The organism is Shimia sp. SK013 (genome assembly GCF_001292625.1).
In the GTDB taxonomy this organism is placed as follows: Bacteria; Pseudomonadota; Alphaproteobacteria; order Rhodobacterales; family Rhodobacteraceae; genus Shimia.
This window is the reverse complement of sequence record NZ_LAJH01000011.1, coordinates 286081-307914: the sequence shown is the minus strand read 5'-3', so window position 1 is coordinate 307914 and position 21834 is coordinate 286081. Positions and strand designations below refer to the sequence as shown.

19 protein-coding genes are annotated in these 21834 nt (G+C 57.5%); 5 read left to right on the top strand and 14 right to left on the bottom strand.

Annotation, left to right across the window (positions count from 1 at the left end; genetic code table 11):
- Positions 1-49: 49 nt before the first annotated feature.
- Positions 50-1501 carry a betaine-aldehyde dehydrogenase gene (gene betB / locus SHIM_RS09745; RefSeq protein ID WP_054002454.1) on the bottom strand — a complete coding sequence of 484 codons (1452 nt, stop codon included), beginning with the start codon at positions 1499-1501 and terminating at the stop codon, positions 50-52.
- A gap of 165 nt (positions 1502-1666) precedes the next feature.
- On the opposite strand from betB, the gene betI reads away from it, so the two are divergent.
- A complete protein-coding gene (gene betI, locus SHIM_RS09740) occupies positions 1667-2251 on the top strand; it encodes a choline-binding transcriptional repressor BetI (RefSeq protein WP_054002476.1) in 585 nt (194 codons plus the stop codon).
- A 4-nt stretch (positions 2252-2255) separates the two neighbouring features.
- Here the strand turns inward: betI and SHIM_RS09735 are convergent, their stop codons facing one another.
- The 4 genes from SHIM_RS09735 to SHIM_RS09720 form a co-directional block, all read right to left on the bottom strand.
- Positions 2256-2909, bottom strand: coding sequence for a hypothetical protein (locus SHIM_RS09735; protein WP_054002453.1), 654 nt, complete (start codon positions 2907-2909; stop codon positions 2256-2258).
- 59 nt (positions 2910-2968) lie between these two features.
- Positions 2969-3874, bottom strand: coding sequence for a DMT family transporter (locus tag SHIM_RS09730; RefSeq protein ID WP_054002452.1), 906 nt, complete (start codon positions 3872-3874; stop codon positions 2969-2971).
- Positions 3875-3973: 99 nt separating this feature from the next.
- The gene (locus SHIM_RS09725) at positions 3974-4906 is read right to left on the bottom strand and encodes a pirin family protein (protein ID WP_054002451.1); all 933 of its coding nucleotides are present in this window, start codon (positions 4904-4906) and stop codon (positions 3974-3976) included.
- A 98-nt stretch (positions 4907-5004) separates the two neighbouring features.
- Positions 5005-5607: a LysE/ArgO family amino acid transporter gene (locus tag SHIM_RS09720; protein ID WP_054002450.1), complete on the bottom strand. Its 603-nt coding sequence runs from the start codon at positions 5605-5607 to the stop codon at positions 5005-5007.
- Between the two features lie 88 nt (positions 5608-5695).
- On the opposite strand from SHIM_RS09720, the gene SHIM_RS09715 reads away from it, so the two are divergent.
- Positions 5696-6571, top strand: coding sequence for a LysR family transcriptional regulator ArgP (locus SHIM_RS09715; RefSeq protein ID WP_054002449.1), 876 nt, complete (start codon positions 5696-5698; stop codon positions 6569-6571).
- Here the strand turns inward: SHIM_RS09715 and opgC are convergent.
- Positions 6568-7653, bottom strand: coding sequence for an OpgC domain-containing protein (gene opgC / locus SHIM_RS09710; protein ID WP_054002448.1), 1086 nt, complete (start codon positions 7651-7653; stop codon positions 6568-6570). The genes SHIM_RS09715 and opgC overlap by 4 nt on opposite strands.
- A gap of 162 nt (positions 7654-7815) precedes the next feature.
- On the opposite strand from opgC, the gene SHIM_RS09705 reads away from it, so the two are divergent.
- The gene (locus SHIM_RS09705; protein WP_152926507.1) at positions 7816-8916 is read left to right on the top strand and encodes a hypothetical protein; all 1101 of its coding nucleotides are present in this window, start codon (positions 7816-7818) and stop codon (positions 8914-8916) included.
- Positions 8917-8968: 52 nt separating this feature from the next.
- On the opposite strand, the gene SHIM_RS09700 is transcribed toward SHIM_RS09705, so the two are convergent.
- Positions 8969-9709 (bottom strand): YebC/PmpR family DNA-binding transcriptional regulator, encoded by a 741-nt coding sequence (locus tag SHIM_RS09700; RefSeq protein WP_054002446.1) that lies wholly within the window; start codon positions 9707-9709, stop codon positions 8969-8971.
- A gap of 141 nt (positions 9710-9850) precedes the next feature.
- Here SHIM_RS09700 and SHIM_RS09695 point away from each other — a divergent pair, with 141 nt between their 5' ends.
- Positions 9851-11623, top strand: coding sequence for an SLC13 family permease (locus SHIM_RS09695; RefSeq protein WP_054002475.1), 1773 nt, complete (start codon positions 9851-9853; stop codon positions 11621-11623).
- Positions 11624-11745: 122 nt separating this feature from the next.
- On the opposite strand, the gene SHIM_RS09690 is transcribed toward SHIM_RS09695, so the two are convergent.
- From SHIM_RS09690 to SHIM_RS09670, 5 genes are all read right to left on the bottom strand, one after another.
- Complete coding sequence (locus tag SHIM_RS09690; protein WP_054002445.1) at positions 11746-14022, bottom strand: NADP-dependent malic enzyme; 2277 nt, start codon at positions 14020-14022, stop codon at positions 11746-11748.
- Between the two features lie 29 nt (positions 14023-14051).
- Complete coding sequence (locus SHIM_RS09685) at positions 14052-15050, bottom strand: type I glyceraldehyde-3-phosphate dehydrogenase (protein WP_054002444.1); 999 nt, start codon at positions 15048-15050, stop codon at positions 14052-14054.
- A 123-nt stretch (positions 15051-15173) separates the two neighbouring features.
- The gene (locus SHIM_RS09680; protein ID WP_054002443.1) at positions 15174-16328 is read right to left on the bottom strand and encodes a DSD1 family PLP-dependent enzyme; all 1155 of its coding nucleotides are present in this window, start codon (positions 16326-16328) and stop codon (positions 15174-15176) included.
- 29 nt (positions 16329-16357) lie between these two features.
- Positions 16358-17179, bottom strand: coding sequence for a bifunctional allantoicase/(S)-ureidoglycine aminohydrolase (locus SHIM_RS09675; protein WP_054002442.1), 822 nt, complete (start codon positions 17177-17179; stop codon positions 16358-16360).
- 138 nt (positions 17180-17317) lie between these two features.
- Positions 17318-17980, bottom strand: a complete 663-nt coding sequence (locus SHIM_RS09670) for an SOS response-associated peptidase (RefSeq protein WP_054002474.1) — start codon at positions 17978-17980, stop codon at positions 17318-17320.
- A gap of 97 nt (positions 17981-18077) precedes the next feature.
- Between SHIM_RS09670 and SHIM_RS09665 the strand changes: the two genes are divergently transcribed.
- The gene (locus SHIM_RS09665) at positions 18078-19808 is read left to right on the top strand and encodes a tetratricopeptide repeat-containing sulfotransferase family protein (protein WP_152926506.1); all 1731 of its coding nucleotides are present in this window, start codon (positions 18078-18080) and stop codon (positions 19806-19808) included.
- Positions 19809-19811: 3 nt separating this feature from the next.
- Here the strand turns inward: SHIM_RS09665 and SHIM_RS09660 are convergent, their stop codons facing one another.
- Both SHIM_RS09660 and SHIM_RS09655 read right to left on the bottom strand, forming a co-directional pair.
- Positions 19812-20117: a DnaJ family domain-containing protein gene (locus tag SHIM_RS09660; protein ID WP_054002440.1), complete on the bottom strand. Its 306-nt coding sequence runs from the start codon at positions 20115-20117 to the stop codon at positions 19812-19814.
- Positions 20118-20182: 65 nt separating this feature from the next.
- The gene (locus SHIM_RS09655) at positions 20183-21742 is read right to left on the bottom strand and encodes a bifunctional metallophosphatase/5'-nucleotidase (RefSeq protein WP_193749900.1); all 1560 of its coding nucleotides are present in this window, start codon (positions 21740-21742) and stop codon (positions 20183-20185) included.
- Positions 21743-21834 lie beyond the last annotated feature (92 nt).

The following is a 21834-nucleotide window of genomic DNA, read 5'->3' as shown; positions in this document are numbered from 1 at the left end:
GCGGGTGGGTGGGCGACCGTCAAAAGGCCGGACCACACCGCAAAACCGATCAAAACGGCGCCTCGACATCGCCCATGCGGACGTAGACCGATTTGACTTGGCTATAGTGGTTGATGGCTTCCTTGGAATTCTCGCGCCCCACACCGCTCATCTTCACGCCGCCAAAAGGCGCCTCAACGGGCGCATCATTGTAGGAGTTGATGAAACAGCTGCCCGCTTCCAGCTTGCCGATCACACGGTGTCCGCGGCTCAGGTCCGACGTGAACACACCCGCCGACAGGCCAAATTCGGTGGCATTGGCGCGCGCGATCACCTCTTCTTCGGTGTCAAAATCCAGCACCGACATCACGGGGCCAAATATCTCTTCGCGCGCGATCGTCATATCATCGGTCACGTCGGCAAACACTGTCGGTTCAAGGTAAAACCCGTCGCGTTCCAACCGCTCACCGCCATAAACCAGCCGCGCGCCCTCATCTTTGCCCTTGGCCATATAACCGAGCACGATGTTCATCTGCCGCTCGCTCACCATCGGGCCAAAGTTTGTCGCCTCATCCAACGGATCACCAATCACCGCATCACCCAGACGCTCGGCCAGACGGGCGAGGAACTTTTCCTTGATGCCCTTTTGAACAAACACGCGCGTGCCGTTGGAACACACCTGACCAGAGCTGTAGAAGTTGCCAAGAATGGCGCCCCCGACCGCGTTTTCAACATCCGCATCGTCAAAGATGATCAAAGGCGACTTGCCGCCCAATTCCATCGTCACATGTTTCATGTGACTGGCGGCCGCCGCGTATACTTTTTTGCCCGTCGGCACCGATCCGGTCAGGCTGACCTTGTCCACACGCGGGTCATTCACCAACGCAGCGCCGACCTCACCCATGCCCTGAACAACGTTAAAGACGCCTTTTGGCAATCCGGCCTCGATCAGGATTTCCGCCACCTTCAGCGCGCACATCGGTGTTGTCTCGGACGGCTTGAAAACCATCGCATTGCCACAGGCCATCGCGGGCGCGCTTTTCCAACAGGCGATCTGTGTCGGATAGTTCCATGCACCGATACCGACGCACACACCCAGCGGCTCGCGCACGGTGTAAACCCAATCTTCGCCCAGCGGGATATGCTCGCCCGTCAGGCTGCCAGCCAGACCGCCAAAGAACTCCAGCGCATCCGCGCCGCTCGTCGCGTCCACGGCACTGGTTTCCTGATACGGTTTGCCGGTGTCATAGGTCTCAAGAACCGACAGCTCGTGATTGCGTTCCATGATCATCGCCGCCGCACGGGTCAAAACCCGACCCCGCTCACGTCCCGACATCGCAGCCCAAACTTGCTGACCGGCCTTGGCACTGTCCAAAGCGCGATCGATGACGGTTGGCGTCGCGGCAAAAACCTGACCGATCACCTCACCCGTCGCGGGATAGACAATATCAATCGGTGCCCCGTTCCGGTCCTCGACGTATTCGCCGTCAATAAAGTGGCTGGCTATCGGTTGCAGCTGCATCGCGCGCTCCTGGAAAATCTGCGCCCATCAGGGCGACCTGAACCACCGGTCTCACTCCGGCGTCGTAAATCTTAGCACCGGATTTTCATTTTTTAAATGGCCATTCAAAAATTTTATTTGAACGACAATATTGCACCTGACGGCGGCTCGCGCCAAAGTGGCGCCATGGGCCGTACACGTATCCGCGACATTCGACACGAAGAGTTAATCCACGCCACTATTTCGGCTGTGCACAAACGCGGCTATGCAGCTGTGACCATGGCAGAAATCGCTGCCGAGGCCGGTGCGTCTGCGGCGTCGATCAACTACTATTTTGGTTCCAAAGAAAAGCTGATGGAGGCCACCATGCGCCGTCTGCTGACTCTGCTCAAGGAGGCGCAGCTTGAACGCTACGCGTCGGCCAAATCACCACTGGATCGTCTCATGGCCGTCATTGACGCCAATTTTGCCGACCGGCTCTACACGATTGAGCAATGTTCGATCTGGATGCAATTTTGGGCCAACGCGCCTTACGTGGACAGCCTCTCGCGCCTACACCGCATCAACCGCGCACGGGTGACGTCGCATTTCCGGTCCGAGTTGCGCAGCCTTTTGCCGGACGACCGGCGCGAGATCGTACGCGAAGCATTGCAAAGCTATATGGACGGCGTCTGGCTCGAGGCCGCCCAATCCAACGAAACTCTCGCCCCCGCCGCCGCGCGCAAAGAAGCTCGGCGTTTTGCCAAACTGCTGTTGGACAACGCGGCCTAGCCGATCAGGGCCGCACGTAGATCACCTGCGCGCCGTCCCCGCCAACCAGCCGCACCCGCATTTGATCCGGCGTCACGGCGTCCAGATACAAACAGGCCGGCGCGTCCCAAGGATTGGCCCAGGCAATCAGCACAGGCCCTGCCTCGGTTGCGCCATCACACGTCTGCGCCAGCTGCATCACATATTGGGATTGCTCCTGCCCGTCGACATATTCCGTCACCACAGATCCGCTGACATAGCTTTGGTAAGAAGGCGCCGACGCCGCCATCCACCTGCCTTGCAAGTATCCGCGTGTTTCGGCGAACCAGTCCAGATCGGGGTCGAGCTCAAAAGCATGAATGGCAATGTCGGCTGTGATGTCGCCCATCGACACGATGTCCGCCTTCAGCATCAGAGGCGCATTTTGATACAGTTCGCCAATCGCTTCCAAAACATAGCCCGGTGTCGGCGCGTCCATGCTGGCATAGAGCGTCGATCCGTTGGCAACAAAGCTGCAATAGGGGTCTTCGGTCTCGAAAATGCATTCCTGCACAAGGACCATACCCTCGTACGGGTCCCCCTGCGACCCCATTTCGGCGCCAGTGTCCACCGACATATTTCCCGCCATCGCAACCGCCGGCCCCAACGCCGCCGCCAAAGCTACCAATTGAATTTTCATGATACCGTTCCCTCTTTTTTTGGGACCCTAACCCATTGCCTTTTAAACACAAAGCCCGATCAGACCTTGGTTTGCCCTACCAAAGGCGTGACTTGTCGCCGCTTGATCACCGCTTCGCGCCACGTGATGAAACTGATCGCCGCAATGATGACGCCCGCGCCCACTATCACCCAGAAATCCGGCTGCTCGCCAAAGCCAATCCAGCCAAGCAAAACCGCCCAGACCATTTGCAAAAAACTCACCGGCTGGGTGACCGTGATCGGCGCGGCCGCAAAAGCAAGCGTCATGGTGTAATGCCCCGCCGTCGCAAAACAGGCGACCGCGAACAGGATACCCAGTTCCCCCAATGTCGGCGTGACCCAAACCGCTGCCGCCAAAGGCGCCAATCCGATCGTGACCGTCACCGACAACATGCCGACAACAACGGTCGCGCTGACCTCTTCGCTCAGCTTCTTGGCGATGATGTACCCGCCTGCAAACGTCAGCGCGGTGATGAGCATGGCAAAGTGCCCGCTGCTCAGCTCGCGAAATCCGGGACGCAGGATGATCAACACCCCGATCAACGCCAGAACAACAGCCAGAATCCGCCGCGCCGCCAACTTCTCCCCAAGGAAAAGTGCGGCGCCGACTGTGACATAAACCGGCGACAAATAGTTCATCGCGGTAACTTCAGCGATCGGAATGCGCGCCATAGCAAAAAACCAAAGCACCACGCCCAATGTGTGCAAAACACCGCGCGACGCGAACAGCCCCACCTGCCGACGGGTCAGGTTGGCGTTCAATATCGGCTTAATCATCGGGATCAGGAAAACGATGCCCAGCGCATAGCGCAAAAACGCGGTCTCTGCCGCCGGCAAGCGCGGCCCGACCATCTTCACAAGTGCTGTCACCGCCACAAAGCACAGCCCCGTGACCAGCATCCAAAAGACGCCTTTGACTGGATTATGGCCTTGCTCTGCTGTCATGGCCGCAATGGACCATGACCCTTCGGAAATGTCGAGATAGCAAACAGGTTAACTACCAAAGGTTTTAGGGGTCTTTGGCTGGTGCAAACGCCGCCATGGCTACGGCAACGGAATGAACTCGCCCGTGTCACCCGGCGGCAATTGAAACCGGCCATGTTCCCAATCCCCATCTGCCCAGGCCTGTTTTGCCTCTTCGATTTTTTCTTTGCTGGAACTCACAAAATTCCACCAGATGTGGCGCGGCCCGTTCATGGTCTCGCCACCCAACGCCATCAACCGCGCGCCGCGTGGCCCCGCCGTCACCGTTATCGCGTCACCGGGGCGAAACACCATCATGCGTCCTGCCTCAAACGTGTCGCCCGCGATCACAACCGATCCTTCGGACACATAAAGCCCCCGATCCTCATGATCGTCCGGCATCGGCAACTTGGCCCCCGCCTGCAGCACCACATCCGCGTAAAACGTCTCCGACATCATCGAAACCGGCGCGCGTTCGCCCCATGCGTTGCCAAGGATAAGCCGGACCTCTTTGCCCTCGCCTTCCAGCAGAGGCAGCGCGTCTTTGCCATGATGTTCAAACATCGCGGGGTCATCTTCGCGGTCTTCCGGCAACGCAATCCACGTCTGGATGCCAAACAGGTTTGACGGCGCCTTGCGCGTCTCCTTGCTGGTGCGCTCCGAATGGGTCACTCCATTGCCCGCCACCATCCAGTTCACTTCACCGGGATAGATCATCTGATGTGTGCCAAGGCTGTCGCGGTGCTCAAACTCACCTTTGTAAAGATACGTCACAGTGCCAAGGCCGATGTGCGGATGCGGCCGCACGTCCACACCAGAGCCGGTGATGAACTCGGCAGGCCCCGCCTGATCAAAGAATATGAACGGCCCCACCATTTGCCGCCGTGGCGCGGGCAACGCGCGACGCACTTCAAAGCCGCCAAGATCGCGCGCGCGTGGCACGATCACGGTTTCGATGGCGTCCAGATTGGTGCTGTCTGGCAACGTCGGGTCTAGGGCTGGGTTCCAACTCATGGCGCGGTCTCCTCAGATGCGTTTCCCCACACTAAGCCACTTGCACTTACGCACAAAACACCCACCCAATCACAATAGATGTGCATCTGTGCAGGGTGTTAACCTGGCCAGATCAGGCTCAGCGCGATCACCCACATGGTCACGCCGACCACCACATCCAGCACCTGCCACGCAGTTGCGCTTGTGAACACGGGCCGCAAAAGCCGCGCCCCGAACCCCAACATAAAGAAGAACACGAAGCTCGACACAACGGCCCCCAGCCCAAAAGCCCAGCTAGGCGTATATTGTGCCGAAAGGCCGCCCAACAGCACAACCGTATCCAAATACACATGCGGATTGGCCCATGTCAGCGTCAAACAGGTCAAAAGCGCCGCCCCAAGAGACCCCGCCGTGCCGCCTTTGTCATCCAACTGGTCGCCCCCCTGAAAAGCGGCGCGGAAATTCATCGCGCCGTAAACAAACAAGAAGGCCGCCCCGCCCCAGCGCACAATATCCAAGGCCCAGGGATTGGCCGCGATCAGGCCGCCAAATCCGGCCACACCAGCGGTGATCAGAATTGCATCCGAGATGGCACAGGTCAGCACCAGTGGCAGCACATATTGCCCGCGCAACCCCTGGCGCAGCACAAACGCATTCTGTGCGCCGATTGCCATGATCAACGAAAACCCCAGCGCAAATCCCGCGCCCGCTGCCTCTAACATCCTGTCTCTCCATCATTTCCAAGGTTTGACTACGGCGCTTGGGTGAATTACTCAAATTAAAACAACTTGACCAACATAAGCAAATCTAATGCAGCTCGACTACGCTCAACTCGCCGCTCTCGCCGCCATCCTTCGTACCGGTTCTTTTGAGGCCGCGGCGGGTGAGCTTGGCATCACCCAATCCGCCGTCTCACAACGGCTCAAGTCGCTGGAGGACCGCGCAGGCACGCCTCTGGTCCGCCGTGGACAGCCCTGTCACGGCACCGAAACCGGCCGTCGCCTTGCCGCACACCTTGATCAAGTGGGCATGTTGGAAACTGCATTGGCCCGCGATGTGGCGGCGCTGACACCGCGTTCGGCCCGCCTGCGCATAGCCGTGAACGCCGACAGCCTCGCCACTTGGTTCCTGCCCGCTCTGGCGCAAGTGCCGGATTTGCTGTTTGATCTCGTGGTTGATGATCAGGATTTCTCTGCCGACTGGCTACGCCGTGGCGAGGTGGTCGCCGCCGTCACAGCCTTTGAGGCCCCGATTGCGGGTTGTGACAGCACCCCGCTCGGCACTTTGGATTATGTCGCCTCCGCCAGCCCCGCCTTCATGGCGCGCTATTTTCCAGATGGGGTCACCGCCAAGGCCATCGCCCATGCGCCAATGCTGGTCTTTGACCCCAAGGACCGCCTGCAACAGATTTGGATGCGCGAAAACCTCGGCAGCGCGCCAACGCCTCCCAGCCACCGACTGCCTTCGTCGCAAGGCTTCGTCGATGCGTGTCTCTTGGGATTGGGCTGGGGCATGAACCCGCTGGTGTCCATAAAGTCGCATCTGGAAGCCGGAACTCTGGTCCCGCTTTTGCCCGACGCGCTCTACACAACACCGCTTTTCTGGCAAGCCACCCGACTGCTGCGCCCCGCGTTGGCACCGCTCACCACTGCTATCCGCAAAACCGCCCGCGCGGCCCTGCGCTAAGCCGAAGCTTGGCCACTCAAAAGGGTGCCCTTTTTTGCGCGATGCAGCCCCCATGGAATTATCATAAACAAACCCTGCGCGATCATAGCCGCAATAAAGGCTTCGCCTGCTGACAGCGTAGGCAAAACATAAGCGAAAGCCGCGATCAGAAAGACGTGGATCACAAACATCTGGATTGCCCAGACGCCGCAGTACCGAAGCAACGGCAGGCTGAAATACCAGCGCAACACGTCAGTGATCCATCCTGTGCCACGCTCTGATCGTGTCATCGCCACAGTGACAAACGCCACCACCGCCATGGTGCGCACAATATGCACCGGATGCAGGTGCATTCTCGGCCAGTTGACCGCCACGCCCGTCGGCAACTCGGCAATTGGCGGATAGAAAAACACCCAGCGTTGTCCAAAACACGCCACCGCTGTCAGCACAAACACCGCCCAATAGCCGCGCACGCTCAACCCGTTGATCCAGGCCAAAATCTCGCGAAACTTCACTCCGCAGAGATACGCAATGCAAAACAGGAATTGCCACGCCACAAGGTCAAATACCAGATACCGCTGGCCCCAGCCAAAAATCCCACCGCCATAGTCAAACAGACTCGCCGCATAAAGTGCGCCTGATGGGACCAAAAGCGCCCACTGCGGCACCCACCGCAGCAAAAAACTGCCCACCCAAAGCAAGGCGAAACAGACGATGTAGATAGGCAAAATATCGGAATATGCGCCGCCGTTTTGCAACACAGCAACTTCGCCAAGGCCAAACAGATACTGCACCGGCCCAGCGCCCCCCATCAGCAACAGGATCAGAAACGGCCCGGCCGACAGTATGTAATAGACATAAATTTTTCTGATCCGCAGTCCAAGGAAATCCGCCAACTTTTGGCGGGACTGAAATTTCAACGCATAAAGAATGCCCACCAACAATCCGGACAAAAACACCAGAAACTCAGCATCCAAAAGCTGGATGATACGTGCGTGGTGCACATCATAAAGATAGCCCATGCCCGGCTGCGCTGCCAAATGCGCCAACATCATCATGAACAAAAGATGCCCGCGCACCCCATCCAAAAGATCAAACCGCATAGCTGCTCCGCGCGCGAAAATTCGTTAACCAAGAAATCCTGACGAGCGTAAATCACGAAAATACGGCAAAACGAGGACCTGTCTTCTTGAGATTTTCTCTGGCGCATTTGTACCTTGGCTTGCCAATGCGTCTCCGCGCGCGCCACCTGCCGCCCAGCAATTGTGAAAGGCGCAGCCCCCAAATGGAAAGGCGACTGGGACAGCGTCGGCTATGTCTGTGACACTTGGATCGACATCATTGAGACACCAGAGGCATATACCTCGGAAATCTGCTTTGTCGAAGAGCTCACCCAATCCGGCGCAATCTACGACCCCGGCATCCGACAGGACCTCGATGCGCTTCTGGAGGCAACGCCTCCTCCGCTTTTGGATGAAACCAGAGTGCAGGTTTGGCAATCCACTCCGGCGCGATATGATGCGTGGATGGACGCGGTCTATCGTACGTTCATCCCTAACGCCACAAATGCGTATCACAGGGCCTCTTTGCTGGGAAATGAGGCCTACGAACCACCCGAGCAACGGAATTTCATAGGCGAAACAATAAATGCCCAGTCTGCGCGCGTCCGAAATGACCCTTTGAACCCGAAATCAGTTAATCAGTTTCTCTCCGCCAGCTTTGCCTCAAGAACTGGCACGTTCAAACCAGGAACCGAAACGCCCTATCGCCAAAGGCACTTGGACATGGTGCCCTTCGCCCGTTACCAACCCGAAACTTGGCAGTTGATGGCGCAATACACCCGCCAGCACCACACCGCGCCAGAAGACTGGAACGAATTGGGCGGACGGTTGGTCCCTCAGGAAATCTCCTCGTGGGAAAAATCCATCATCGCCAGCAATTACGCGGTGTCTGACCTCGCCTATTTCTACGAAGCCCTCGCGGATGTACTCCTGCAAAGCTATTACAAGGAGTTCAGGGCCTCAGACACGCTGCGCGAAGCCCCGACATTGGACTACGAGGGTTTGTCTGAGACAGAAAAGCAGGCGCTCAAACCGTTTGCGGCTGAACGCAAGCCCTTCATGTGCCCCTTTTTGAAAACACGGTTTTTGCCGCAAGAAGCCTGCAAAACGGCTGTCCGCGGTGACTTGTTTCGATGCGAAAGCAGCCTTGCCCTTCACGACAGCGATTTTCTGTACATGGAACGGCGTCTCAAGAGCGATCCGAGTTGTTCCGGCTTTGCCATTTGGAACAAAACCTCAAAACGCTTCATGCGTGATCTGAAGGCCCCGGTCACCCTGCCCTTGCCGCGGGCGGTTGATGGCTAACAAAAAACCCAGCCACTTGGCTGGGTTTCTCACTACATCACTCAGGTGCTGCTCAAAGCTGCTCCATCACCTCGTCAGAGGCTTCAAAGTTCGCGGTGACCCGCTGCACGTCGTCATCATCCTCAAGCGCATCAATCAGCTTCATCAGCTTTTGCATCGCTTCCAGATCCATGTCCGTGGTCGTGGTCGGCTTCCACACCAACTTGGTGCTCTCGGATTCACCCAAAGCTGCCTCAAGCGCGCCCGACACATCGTTCAGGTCCGTGTCTTCACACCAGATGATGTGACCATCTTCCGAGCTTTCCACGTCTTCCGCGCCTGCTTCGATGGCCGCTTCAAACACCGCATCCGCGTCACCTACGCTCGCCGGATAGCTCACTTCGCCCTTGCGGTCGAACATGAACCCAACAGAGCCGGTTTCGCCCAGATTGCCGCCGTTTTTGGTAAACGTCGAGCGCACAGTTGATGCCGTGCGGTTGCGGTTGTCGGTCATCGCCTCAACGATCACAGCCACGCCATTGGGGCCATAGCCCTCATAGCGGATTTCTTCGTAATCGTCGCCTTCGCCTGCCGTCGATTTCTTTATCGCGCGGTCAATCACGTCCTTTGGAACAGATTGGCTCTTGGCTTCTTTAACCGCCATCCGCAAACGCGGGTTTTTGTCGGGATCGGGGTCGCCCATCTTCGCAGCAACGGTGATCTCTTTAGACAGTTTGGAAAACAGCTTGGAGCGAACGGCGTCCTGACGCCCTTTGCGGTGCTGAATGTTTGCCCATTTACTATGGCCGGCCATGGATTGCCTCCGGTATATCTTGGCTTAATCTCGTGTCAGGGGTCTCTATACGTCAAGGTCCATCAAGGTCGCAACCCGCTTGCTTTCGCGGCCCGCCTGCGGTTTTCTCCCGACACCAATTTGAACAACAGGCTTTTTCACATGACCACCGATCAGATCATCCTCTTCAGCCTCTTTGGACTTGTGTTTGCCATGCTGCTTTGGGGGCGGTTCCGCTATGATCTTGTCGCCTTCTCGGCACTGATGATTGGTGTGGTGCTTGGCGTGGTGCCGACCAAAGACGCCTTTTCCGGGTTTGGTCATCCTGCCACCCTGATTGTGGCGCTGGTCTTGGTTGTGTCCGCTGGGCTGGTGCGCTCAGGTGCCGTTTTCCTGATCACACGAACGCTGGTGGACAGCGCCCGCGCGCTAGGCGCCCACATTGCCATCATCGGCGCCATTGGCGCTGTGCTTTCGGCCTTTATGAATAACGTCGCCGCCCTTGCGCTTTTGATGCCCGTGGACATCCAAACCGCCCGCAAAGCAGGGCGCAGCCCTGCAAAATCCCTGATGCCACTTAGCTTTGCCACCATTTTGGGCGGCATGGCCACACTGATCGGCACCCCGCCCAACATCATTATCGCCTCGATCCGCGAAGAAGCGATGGGCGAGCCCTTCGGCATGTTCGACTTCGCCCCTGTCGGCGGCATCACGGCGATTGTCGGCCTGCTGTTTGTGGCGCTCATCGGCTGGCGTCTAATCCCTGCGCGCGAGGATGCCGGTAAAAAGGCCGCCGAACTTGGCCAATATATCGCCGAACTCACCGTGCCAGCCGAAAGCAAACTGATCGGCAAACGTCTGGCCGAACTCGACAACGATGCCGAAGACGCCGACGTTGCCGTCATCGGCCTGTCCCGCGACGGCGAACGCCGCTATGGCTCGGCCCGCAACACCGTTTTGCGCGAAGGCGATGCTTTGGTTCTTGAAGCCTCCCCCGACGCGCTTGACGAATTTCGCGCAGCACTTTCGTTGAACTTTTCTGATGAAAAACGCGAAGAACACCTCAAGGCTGCTGGCGACGGCCTAGACATCATCGAAATCGTGGTGCCTGAGAATGCCCGCATCGCCGGCAAAACCGCGCAGGCGCTCGGGCTGGCATGGCGGCAAGGCGCGGTCCTGATGGGCATCTCCCGCGAAGGCCGCCGCATTCGCAGCCAGATCCGCAAAACCGAGGTTCACCCCGGAGACATCCTGTTGGTGCTGGTTCAGAAAAACCGCGGCGCGGACGTCACCGACTGGCTCGGCTGCCTGCCCCTCGCGGACCGTGGTCTGGTTGTCACTGCCGACAGCAAAATGTGGCTCGCCATAGGTCTGTTTATCGGCGCCGTCGCCGCCGCCTCGCTTGGTCTGATATATCTGCCCGTGGCGCTGGGTCTGGTGGTTGTCGCCTATGTGCTGGCCAAGATCGTGCCGATCTCCGAACTCTACACCCACATCGAATGGCCTGTTGTGGTGCTCTTAGGCTCCATGATTCCTCTGGGCGCGGCGCTCGACAGTTCGGGCGGCACCTCGTTGATTGCCAACGCGCTCATTGACCTCACCGCAGGGTTGCCCGCTTGGGTGGTGCTAACGGTCCTTATGCTGGTCACGATGACGCTCTCGGACGTGCTCAACAACACCGCCACCACCATCGTCGCGGCCCCCGTCGGCATTCAGATGGCCAACACGTTGCAAGTCTCAGCAGACCCGTTCCTGATGGCTGTGGCGGTTGCCGCGTCTTCGGCGTTCCTCACCCCGATTGGGCACAAGAACAACACGCTGATCCTCGGCCCTGGCGGGTACCGCTTTGGCGATTACTGGCGCATGGGTCTGCCACTTGAAATTCTTGTGGTCGCGGTCTCGATCCCCGCCATTCTGGTGTTCTGGCCGATGTAATCGGGCTCCCCAGGATCCTGAATACACTCATGCAAAAGGGGCAGGTTTCATCTGAAACCTGCCCCTCAAAATGACGCCTACGCAATACCGACGCGATACCTACGCGTTACAGCCTCTGAAAATCAGCCGTAGGTCGACACCGTTGTGCCCGCCAAAGCCGAGATATTCATCAGCCCGCGCACGGTGATCGACGGCGTCACAATGTGCGCGCGGTTGCCCATGCCCATCAGGATCGGCCCAACTTCCAGACCGTCAGAAACGGACTTCAGAATGTTGCGCGTCGCACCCGCCGCATCGGTGTTGGAATAGACCAATACGTTGGCCTTGCCTGTCAGCCGCCCTTCCGGGAACAGCCGGTCGCGCAACTCTGGGTCCAAGGCCGCATCGGTGTGCATTTCGCCTTCGTATTCAAAGTCATGCTCGGTCTGATCCAGCACGTCCAACGCCCCTCGCATCACCCGACCCGAATGGCTGTCGAGGTTGCCAAATTGGCTTCCGGAACACAGCGCAATCTTGGGATCGACGCCAAACCGACGCACGTGACGGGCGGCAGCAATCACAGTTTCCGCCACCTGTTCCGAGGTCGGCTCGATGTGAATATGCGTGTCCGCAAGGAACAGGGGTCCCTTGTCCAGAATGATCAAAGACAGCGACCCAACTGGATGCAACGCTTTGTTTTGCAACACTTCCGTCACATAACGCAGATGCCAGCGGTACTCACCAAAGGTGCCGCAAATCATGCTGTCCGCATCTCCGCGCTCCACTGCGATGGCCGCAATCGCGGTGGTGTTGGTGCGCAAAATGGCCCGCGCGCTATCCGGGCTCACGCCTTTGCGGCGCAGCTTGTCGTGATAGGTTGTCCAATAATCGCGATACCGCTCATCCTGCTCGGGATTGATCAGTTCAAAATCAACACCGGCTTTGATCTTCAAGCCAGCCTTGTCCAAACGATGCTGAACCACTTCAGGGCGCCCAATCAGGACCGGCGTATCCACAGTATCTTCCAACATCGCCTGTGCCGTGCGCAACACACGCTCGTCTTCACCTTCGGCGAACACAATTCTGCGCCGCGACATGCTGGCCGCTTCATACACCGGCCGCATAATCATCGACGAGCGGAAAACCTGCGCGCTGAGCTTCTCTTCATAATCGTGCAGGTTGATCTCTTTGGTCGCCACGCCCGAGTCGATCGCCGCCTTGGCCACAGCCACAGCAATCGTCGGCAAGAGCCGTGGATCAAATGGTTTCGGGATCAAGTATTCTGGCCCAAAGGCGAGCTTTTCCCCACGATACGCAACGCCCACTTCGGCGCTGGTGGTTTCGCGCGCCAGACCGGCAATCGCTTCCACACAGGCAAGCTTCATCGCGTCGTTGATCTCTGTTGCGCCCACATCCAGCGCACCGCGGAAGATGAACGGGAAACACAGCACATTATTGACTTGATTGGGATAATCCGACCGCCCCGTCGCGATCAACGCCCCGGGGGCTGCCTCACGCGCCAGTTCCGGCATGATCTCAGGCGTCGGGTTGGCAAGCGCAAAGATGATCGGATCATCTGCCATCTGCTCGACCATTTCTTTGGTCAGCAAGCCCGGCCCAGACACGCCCAAAAACAGGTCCGCGCCTTCCATGGCTTCCATGGTAGTGCGCTTGTCGGTGGGCTGCGCAAATTCGGATTTTTCTGGCGACAAATCGTTGCGCTGGCTGTGCACGACGCCTTTGCTGTCCAACATCAAGATGTTCTCGTGCTGAACGCCCATGGTCATGAGCATTTTCAAGCACGCAATCCCTGCCGCGCCTGCACCAAGCGCAACAACTTTGATCTCTTCGACCTTTTTCTCAGCCACAATCAATGCGTTATAGGCTGCTGCAGCCGCCACAATCGCTGTACCGTGCTGATCGTCGTGAAAGACCGGAATGTTCATCCGCTCTTTGCAGATCCGCTCCACCAAAAAGCAATCCGGCGCCTTGATGTCTTCCAGATTTACCGCGCCAAATGTCGGCTCCAGACGACACACCAAATCAGCCAGCTTTTCCGGATCAGCCTCATTCACTTCGATGTCAAAGCAATCGATACCGGCGAATTTCTTGAACAGAACCGCCTTGCCCTCCATCACCGGCTTACTGGCTTGCGCACCAATATTGCCCAGGCCCAGAACGGCCGTGCCGTTGGAAATCACGGCAACAAGGTTGCCCTTGGCCGTGTAACGCGTTGCATCCGCAGGGTTTTTCTCGATCTCAAGGCAGGCGTCTGCCACACCAGGGCTATATGCGCGGCTCAAATCCCGACCTGTCGCCATCGGTTTTGTTGCGCGGATCTCAAGCTTGCCGGGCTTGGGAAACTCGTGATAATCCAACGCCGCCTGACGGGCGCGATCCTGATCCTTGTTGGTTGTCATATTCTCTCTCCGAAATCCCCTCGCACGACTTAACGCCGTCCCATTCTCTCAGCCATATCCAACATCCGGTTGGAAAAGCCCCATTCATTGTCATACCAGCCAAACACCCGCAGCAGGCCACCAACCGACACCGAAGTCTCCGGTCCGCTCAGAACCAGCGATTCAGGTCTGGCGCGCAAATCTGTGCTGACCAACGGCTTTTCAGTCCAGCCAATCAGAGGCGCGCGGTCGGCCTCGGCCAAAAGCACACTGTTCACACTGTCCACCGACACCGATTTTTCGGTCTGTATGGTCAGATCAATCGCTGACACCGAGGCCGTCGGTACGCGGATCGCCCGCGCTTCCACACGGCCTTCGAGATGCGGCAAAACCTTATCGATCAGGCGCTGCGCCGATGTGGTTGTCGGTACCATCGACAACGCCGCCGCCCGACTGCGCGCCAGATCGGCTCGCGGTTTGTCCACTGTTGGCTGGCTGCCGGTGTAGCAATGCACCGTCGTCATATGGCCGCTGATCAGGCCAAATTCCTGATCCAGCACCCGCAACAGGGGTGCCAGCGCGTTTGTTGTGCAGGACGCATTTGACACGATTTTCTGATCGCTCAACGCTTCTTCATTGGCGCCCATCACAATAGTGATATCCGCCTCATCGGACGGCCCGGAAATCAACACCGCCCCCGCGCCTGCTGCCAATCCACGCTCGGCCACTGCCCGCGATCCAGCCATGCCCGTGCATTCCAACACCACATCAACAGCGCCCAAATCCATCGTGCTCAGGTCACGCTCTGCATGAAACGGAATGCGCAGTCCATCAACGATCAAGGCGGCGCTGTCCGTCGCGACCTCGCCCCGATAGGCACCAAACACGCTGTCATACTCAAAAAGATAGGCACAGGTCTGAAGCGACTCGATGTCATTGATGCCAACGATTTCGATGTGCGAATGCGCGCCCTGCGCCAGAATGCGCAACACCGTCCGGCCAATTCGGCCAAACCCGTTGATAAAAACTCTGATCGGTTGCGCGCTCATCGCCCTGTCCCTTCCTGAAAGGCCAATTGAAAGGTTTTGCCCCCAAAAGGCCACCCTTAAAGGTTGGCTAAATCGCCACATCTCGCAGTGTTAGCGCAATCTTTTTGCAAGGCCCGCGCGAAGTCAAAAAACCTTGCCGCGCGCACTGATGGGCCACAAGCATTCAACAACGCCGCCACGCACACCAACATACCAGTCATGCAGGTTGCAGGTCGGATCACAATGGCCCGGCACAAGCCGTAGCCGCTCGTTGATAACCAGTCGATCTTCAGGATCAGCAATCGTACCGTGCTCGTCGGAGGCCTCGACGTAGGCCAACGCCTCACGTTCAAAGACCAAAGGCAGGCCACTTTCCATGGACATCGCTTTGAGGCCGGCGTCGACCACGGCTTTACCCGATCGCGCTGTGCTCATCACCGCGCTCAGCACAAAGAGAGCGTTCTCCCATTGCCCGTGATCCAGACGCGCGCCTCGCGCGTCCAGAACCCGGCCGTAATCCGCGTCCATAAACGCATAAGAGCCACATTGAAGTTCCGTATAAAGCTGCGACGCACTTTCAAATTCAAACGACCCTGTGCCCCCGCCGGTGACAAGCTCCGGAGACAGGCCAGCCTCAGTCAACGCCGCTACGTTTGCGCGCACAATCGCATGCGCTGCCTCCGCGGCGGTTCGACGATCCTCATATGTCGTCACATGCTGCATCGCCCCCTGATATGCCTGCAGTCCCGCATACCGCAGCCCGTCTGCATTAGACACAGACTGCGCAATCGCCACTGCTTCGGCCGGACGCGCCACGCCGCAGCGGCCAGCGCCACAGTCAATCTCCACCAAAACATCCAGCTGCGTGCCCAGCGTCGCGACGGCCTGCGACAGCTCTGCCACATTGGTTACATCGTCCACACAAACGCTCACGCTCGCGCCCATTTCAGGCAAACGCGCCAGCCTGTCGATCATACGCGGGTCGCGCACCTCGTTGCTGATCAAAACGTCGGCAATGCCGCCACGCACAAAGGCCTCAGCCTCACTCACTTTCTGACAACACACACCTACAGCACCACCCAGCCGCATTTGCAGCTTGGCCACATCCACCGATTTATGCATCTTACCGTGTACCCGATGACGCATCCCATGCGCTTGCGCATAGCCCCCCATCTTTGCGACATTGCGCTCCAGCGCGTCCAGATCAAGCACCAAAGCGGGCGTCAAAATCTCGCTCTCCGCCATGCCTATCTTGGCCGGAATGTCGTAGCCCACTTCTAGCGTTTCATGATCCTGCATTTCCGGTCCCGCTTTTGATTTCGGGCACCTTAGCGCAGTTTCATGTGGCGGTTCACGTCCTTGTAAAGCAGATAGCGGAACTTTGCCGGACCGCCCGCGTAACACGCCTGCGGACAGAACGCGCGCAGCCACATATAGTCACCGGCCTCAACCTCGACCCAGTCCTGATTGAGGCGGTAAACCGCTTTGCCTTCAAGCACATAAAGCCCATGTTCCATCACATGGGTTTCCAGAAATGGGATCACGCCACCGGGCTCAAACGTCACAATATTGACGTGCATGTCATGGCGCATATCATCCGGCTCGACAAAACGCGTCGTCGCCCAACGCCCCTCAGTATCGGGCATCGGCGTCGGGTCCACTTCATGATCCGAGGTCACAAAGGCGTCCGGCGCTTGGATGCCCTCAACGGCATCATAGACCTTGCGGATCCAGTGAAATTTCACCGGTGCCGCGCTTTCATTGGCCAGCCGCCAGTCTTGCCCGGCCGGCACATAGGCATAGCCCCCTTCAGCCAACTCGTGACGCGTCTCGCCAATCCAAACCACCGCTCCGCCTTCAACGACAAACAGCACGCTCTGTGCCTTCTCGTCCAACTCGGGTTTGTCGCTGCCACCACCCGGCGCGACTTCGGCGATGTAGTGTGAAAACGTCTCTGAGAACCCGCTCATCGGACGGGCAATCACCCATACGCGGGTGCTGGTCCAAAACGGCAGGTTGGAGGTCACAATGTCCGTCATCGTGCCTTTGGGGATCACCGCGAAACTCTCGGTAAACATTGCCCGGTCCGTCAAAAGCTGGGTCTGTGGCGGCAATCCACCTTGCGGCGCAAAATAGCTCGAACGGGCCATGAGAACTCTCCTAAAAAACGTAAGCCATCATCTCAGTCACAGTCATCCGCGCCAAGCCGTAAGCCGCCTGCTTGCCCCTGAAGGATTGTTGCGCATTTCTTGAAAATCGTGGATCCGACTTTTCGACTTTCCAACAGATCAACCGTCAATCGGATCGATCAATTGCGCGCCCGCCGCCCGGTTTGAATTCACCGCGCGGTCTACCTGATGAAACGACAAAAGGTCTTCTGCCGCCGCCTTCATCAATGTCGCCGCTCCATGTCCCTCTTCGCCTAGCCACAGCCCCCAATCGGCCTCGTCAATGACAACCGGCATCCGGTGATGCACTTTGGATATGGTTTCATTTGCGCCCGTGGTGACAACGGCACAGGTCGCCTGCCGCTCGTCCGGCGCCCCCCATTCTTGCCAAACACCCGCCAATGCCAACGTCTCGGCGCCGTGAATATACCACGGCCACCGAGTGCCCTCGCTGTCCTTTATCCACTCATAGAAACCGCTCACCGGAATCAGACACCGCCGCTCCCGACAGGCAGCACGAAACGCCGGTTTCTCCGCAAGTGTTTCTGCACGCGCATTGATCAACAGCGGGCCATCCGCGGGGGATTTGTACCATTTCGGTAGAAAGCCCCAGCGCATCGACACCAACCGACGCTCCGCTTCCGCCGCCCCCAACACCACATGGACCTGTGTGGTCGGACAAACGTTGTAGTTGGGCACAGATGGCAAATTGTTGGCCGGAACCGCCGCAAACAGCTGCGCCATGGCATCCGGGGGAAGTGTGATTGCAAAACGTCCGCACATATGATTTTTCTCAACCTCCAGAGGATAGCAATATCCAATTGCCGAATTGTCGCTCACTCGCGCAAATTGGCGCCGGCACAGAAAAAGGATACGCGGTTTGTCTCCATTGGAAAAAGCCCAAAAGCAACTCCAAGCGGGCAAATGGGCAGCCGCGTTAAAATCGGCACAAATCGGCTTGAAAAAAGCTCAAACCGATTGGCGTCTAAATGGTATCGCCGGCCAATCTCTTCTCAACTTGGGAAAACCAAAACAGGCCGCGATCTTTTTGGATCGATCGCGTAAATCCGGACCGGACGACAACGAGGCCCATACGTTGTTGGCGATGGCTTTGATCAGATCCGATCGCCTCGAAGATGCCCTCCTGGTCTTGGAGAAAACGCCACTTACGCCCCGAAACGAGCTAAAAACTCAATTAATGATAGGGCACATCGCGATAGCCCGAGAGGACGCAGCCGCAGTCAGCGTCGCCGCAAAACGGGTTGAAGCAATTAATCCGGACCATCCGGAAAGCTTAATGCTCAGTGCGAATGCCTGCTCCCTGAATGGCTTGAACGAAGAAAGCGCCAAGTTTTTTGAAAAAGCTGCCGAAACCGGCGCGCTTGGGCTGGTTCCGTATCATGAAGCCGTGCGCCACTACATGCGCGCTGCGCAGACCGAAGCTTCTACCCGCGTTCTGAACGCTGTCCTCGAAATCGCGCCTGAAGATGGGGAAACTCTGTTGTTGGCTGCAAATGATGCGGCGCAGAATGGCCAAACCGACCTCGCTCTGGAAAGATATGAAAGACTCCTTCAAAAAGTGCCCGCGCATGCCGAATCCTTGAAGAGCCTGGCACACACTTTAACCTCCGAGGCATTGCTGGAGCTCGAACCACGAATAGACAAGGCATTACAACGCCACAAAAAACGCTCCAGCGAAGCTGCACTATTACACTTTGCAAAAGCGGAAGTGTTCAAACGCGCGCACGCCGACGACGAAGCAGCAGCTCAGTCCTACGCCCGCGCAAATGAAATTGAGTTTGAGGCAAGACAACCGTTCATTAACAATCTGCAATCTGAGTTCGACCTGCTGACATCCGCGCCTTTTGATGGTCCGGAAACCTCATCCAGCGAGAGCATTGTCACGCCGGTCTTTGTGATAGGCCTGCCACGTTCCGGCACCACTCTAGTTGAACAGATTCTGTCTGCGCACTCCAGTGTCGTGCCTTTTGGCGAGCAAAGCGCCATGCGCCAGGCCGTTAAATCCGTGTATGAAAACGCTTCCTATCCCTCAGGGGAAACGATCAAAAAGGAATATCTCAGTCGCTTACCCAGCACCTGGAGCAAGACGCCGTTCTTTGTGGACAAACTGCCGGCGAACTACCGTTTTGTAAGGGCAATTTTCGCCGCATTTCCGAATGCCAAGATCATTATGGCGGACCGAAATCCAGTTGACACTGCATGGTCTAGCTGGCGAAACGCATTTCCATCAGAGCATATGACCTACACTTTCGATCAAGCTTCAATGGCCGAGGAGTTCAACTTTTTCCGCAAATACACACAATTGTGGGGCCAAAAATTTGGTGACCGGATTCTAACCTTGCCTTACGAGGGCACTGTGACCGATTTAGAGGCCGCAACGAAAACTTTGGCGCAGTATATTGGCTTTGACTGGGAAGAAGCCATGACCCGTCCGCAGGACGTTCAGCGTGCAATAACCACCGCCTCAGTTCATCAGGCACGCCAAGCGGTTTATCAAAGCTCGATCAATCTGGGTGATGCGCGCGCTCAAGAACTCAAAGACTTCATCGCCAACCTCGATCCCGACCTCTGGCCGGAACTCGATCTCTGACCACTACCGACCAGCCTTCTTTGCCAAATCAATCCGCGCGTCCATCATCGACATCACTTTCAGGATCTCGGCCCGCTTCGTGCGGTCGCCTGTCTCGTGCAATTCCTCGCGCAATTTGGCCAACTCGCGCGATAGCGCCACAAACTCGGGCACCGCGCCACTTTCTTTGACCAACCGGCCAAACACTGCGTTTGCAGGATCATCGCAGCGCGGCAACGGCTTGCCTGCGCCATCCAGGCCATCAAATTCGCCAGCCTCCTCTGCTTCGCGAATTTTTTGCTCAATCAATTCAAACAACGGATGGTCCATCAGCCCCTCGAAGAAAAAACCCCGCCAGTTTCCCGGCGGGGGTCAAAAACGTCAAGCTGATCACCTTACTTTTTGGTGATACGCCCATCCAGATACGGCGTCACCGGACCATTGGCCGCCATGAACTCGGCGGTGACATCGGCAAGATCGGGACCGTAGTCATAAGCGTTCTGCGCGTCGCGGAACATCTTGTAGCCATCGCCACCGTTGCGAACGTAATTGTTGGACACAACGCCATACAGCGTGCCCAACTCGATCGCAGCACCACCAACCATCACATCGCTGATGCGGCTGCCAACCGGACGGCTCACGTCAAACGCAAAAGTCATGCCTGCCACCTGAGGGAAACGACCAGCGCCGTCCTCATACTGGCTCACGCCATTTTCCAGCGCGGACACGATGGTCTCGCCTGTCACCTGGAAGGTGGACAGCGTGTTCTGGAAGGGCAGTACCGTCAGGACTTCGCCCATGGTCACCTCACCGGCGTCAATAGACGCGCGAATGCCGCCACCGTTCTGAATGGCAATTTGAACGCCTTGATCTTTCACACGATCCAGCATCGCATCGGCAATGATATTGCCCATGGTGCATTCCGCCGCCCGACAAGAGCCGCGCTCGCCGTCAATCGCCTCAGCCGTTTCAGCCACAACCTTGCTGCGGATTTCCTCAAGCGGCGCCGCTGCCTCAGCGATACGGGCCACTGTGGCTTCGTCCTCAGACACAGACCCGTCCATGATGATCGGCTCGCCAACGGTTTCCACGATTTCACCGGCATCATTGAATGTGACATTCAACTCACCCAGAAATTTGCCATAGGCATAAGCTGAAACAATCGCCGTCCTGCCAACCATTGTCGGATATGGACCTTCAGCACGATCAGAGGTGTTGGACAGATACGTGTTGGAGTGACCACCTACGATCACGTCAACACCAGTGGTATTGGCTGCAACGCGTTGATCGACACCATAACCCGAGTGGCTCAGAACAATGATTTTGTTCACACCCATCTCAGTCAGCTTATCGACTTCGCCCTGCACCGCACCAACAGGATCGCTAAAGGTGATGTTGGGGCCAGGGCTTGCCAACTCGTCGGTGTCCTGTGGCGTCAGACCAATCAGGCCCAGCTTTTCGCCGCCACGCTCAATCACGGTCGACTTGGCCAAAGTGTCCGCCAACATGGCCTCGCCGCTCACGTCGGCATTGGACATCAGCACCGGAAAATTAACCGCATCCATAAACCCGCGCAGAACTTCTGGGCCGTCATCAAACTCGTGGTTGCCCACGGTCATGGCGTCGTAACCCATTTTGTTCATCATCTCGGCGGCAAGCTTGCCTTTATAGTAGGTGTAAAACAGCGTGCCTTGGAACTGGTCACCGCCATCCACGAGAATGGAGTTGTTGGACCGCGCACGTGCATCCGCCAACGCGCTCACCAAACGGGCCGAGCCACCGAAACACTTGCCCTCGGCATTGCTGTCCGCCGAACAACCCGAGTCGTATTTCGAAATCGGCTCAAAGCGCGCGTGAAAGTCATTTGTGTGCAAAATCGTCAGCGTGTAATCCGCCGCCGCCATGCCCGCGGTCACTGCCAGAGCAGCAGCACCGGTCATCAATCTGGAAATCATTGGGAATCCCCCCTTCGTTTTTATCATTCAGTCAATATCGTGCAGCCTAACCCCCTGCGATGTCAAAGGCATAACGCTGCCGACACGACTTG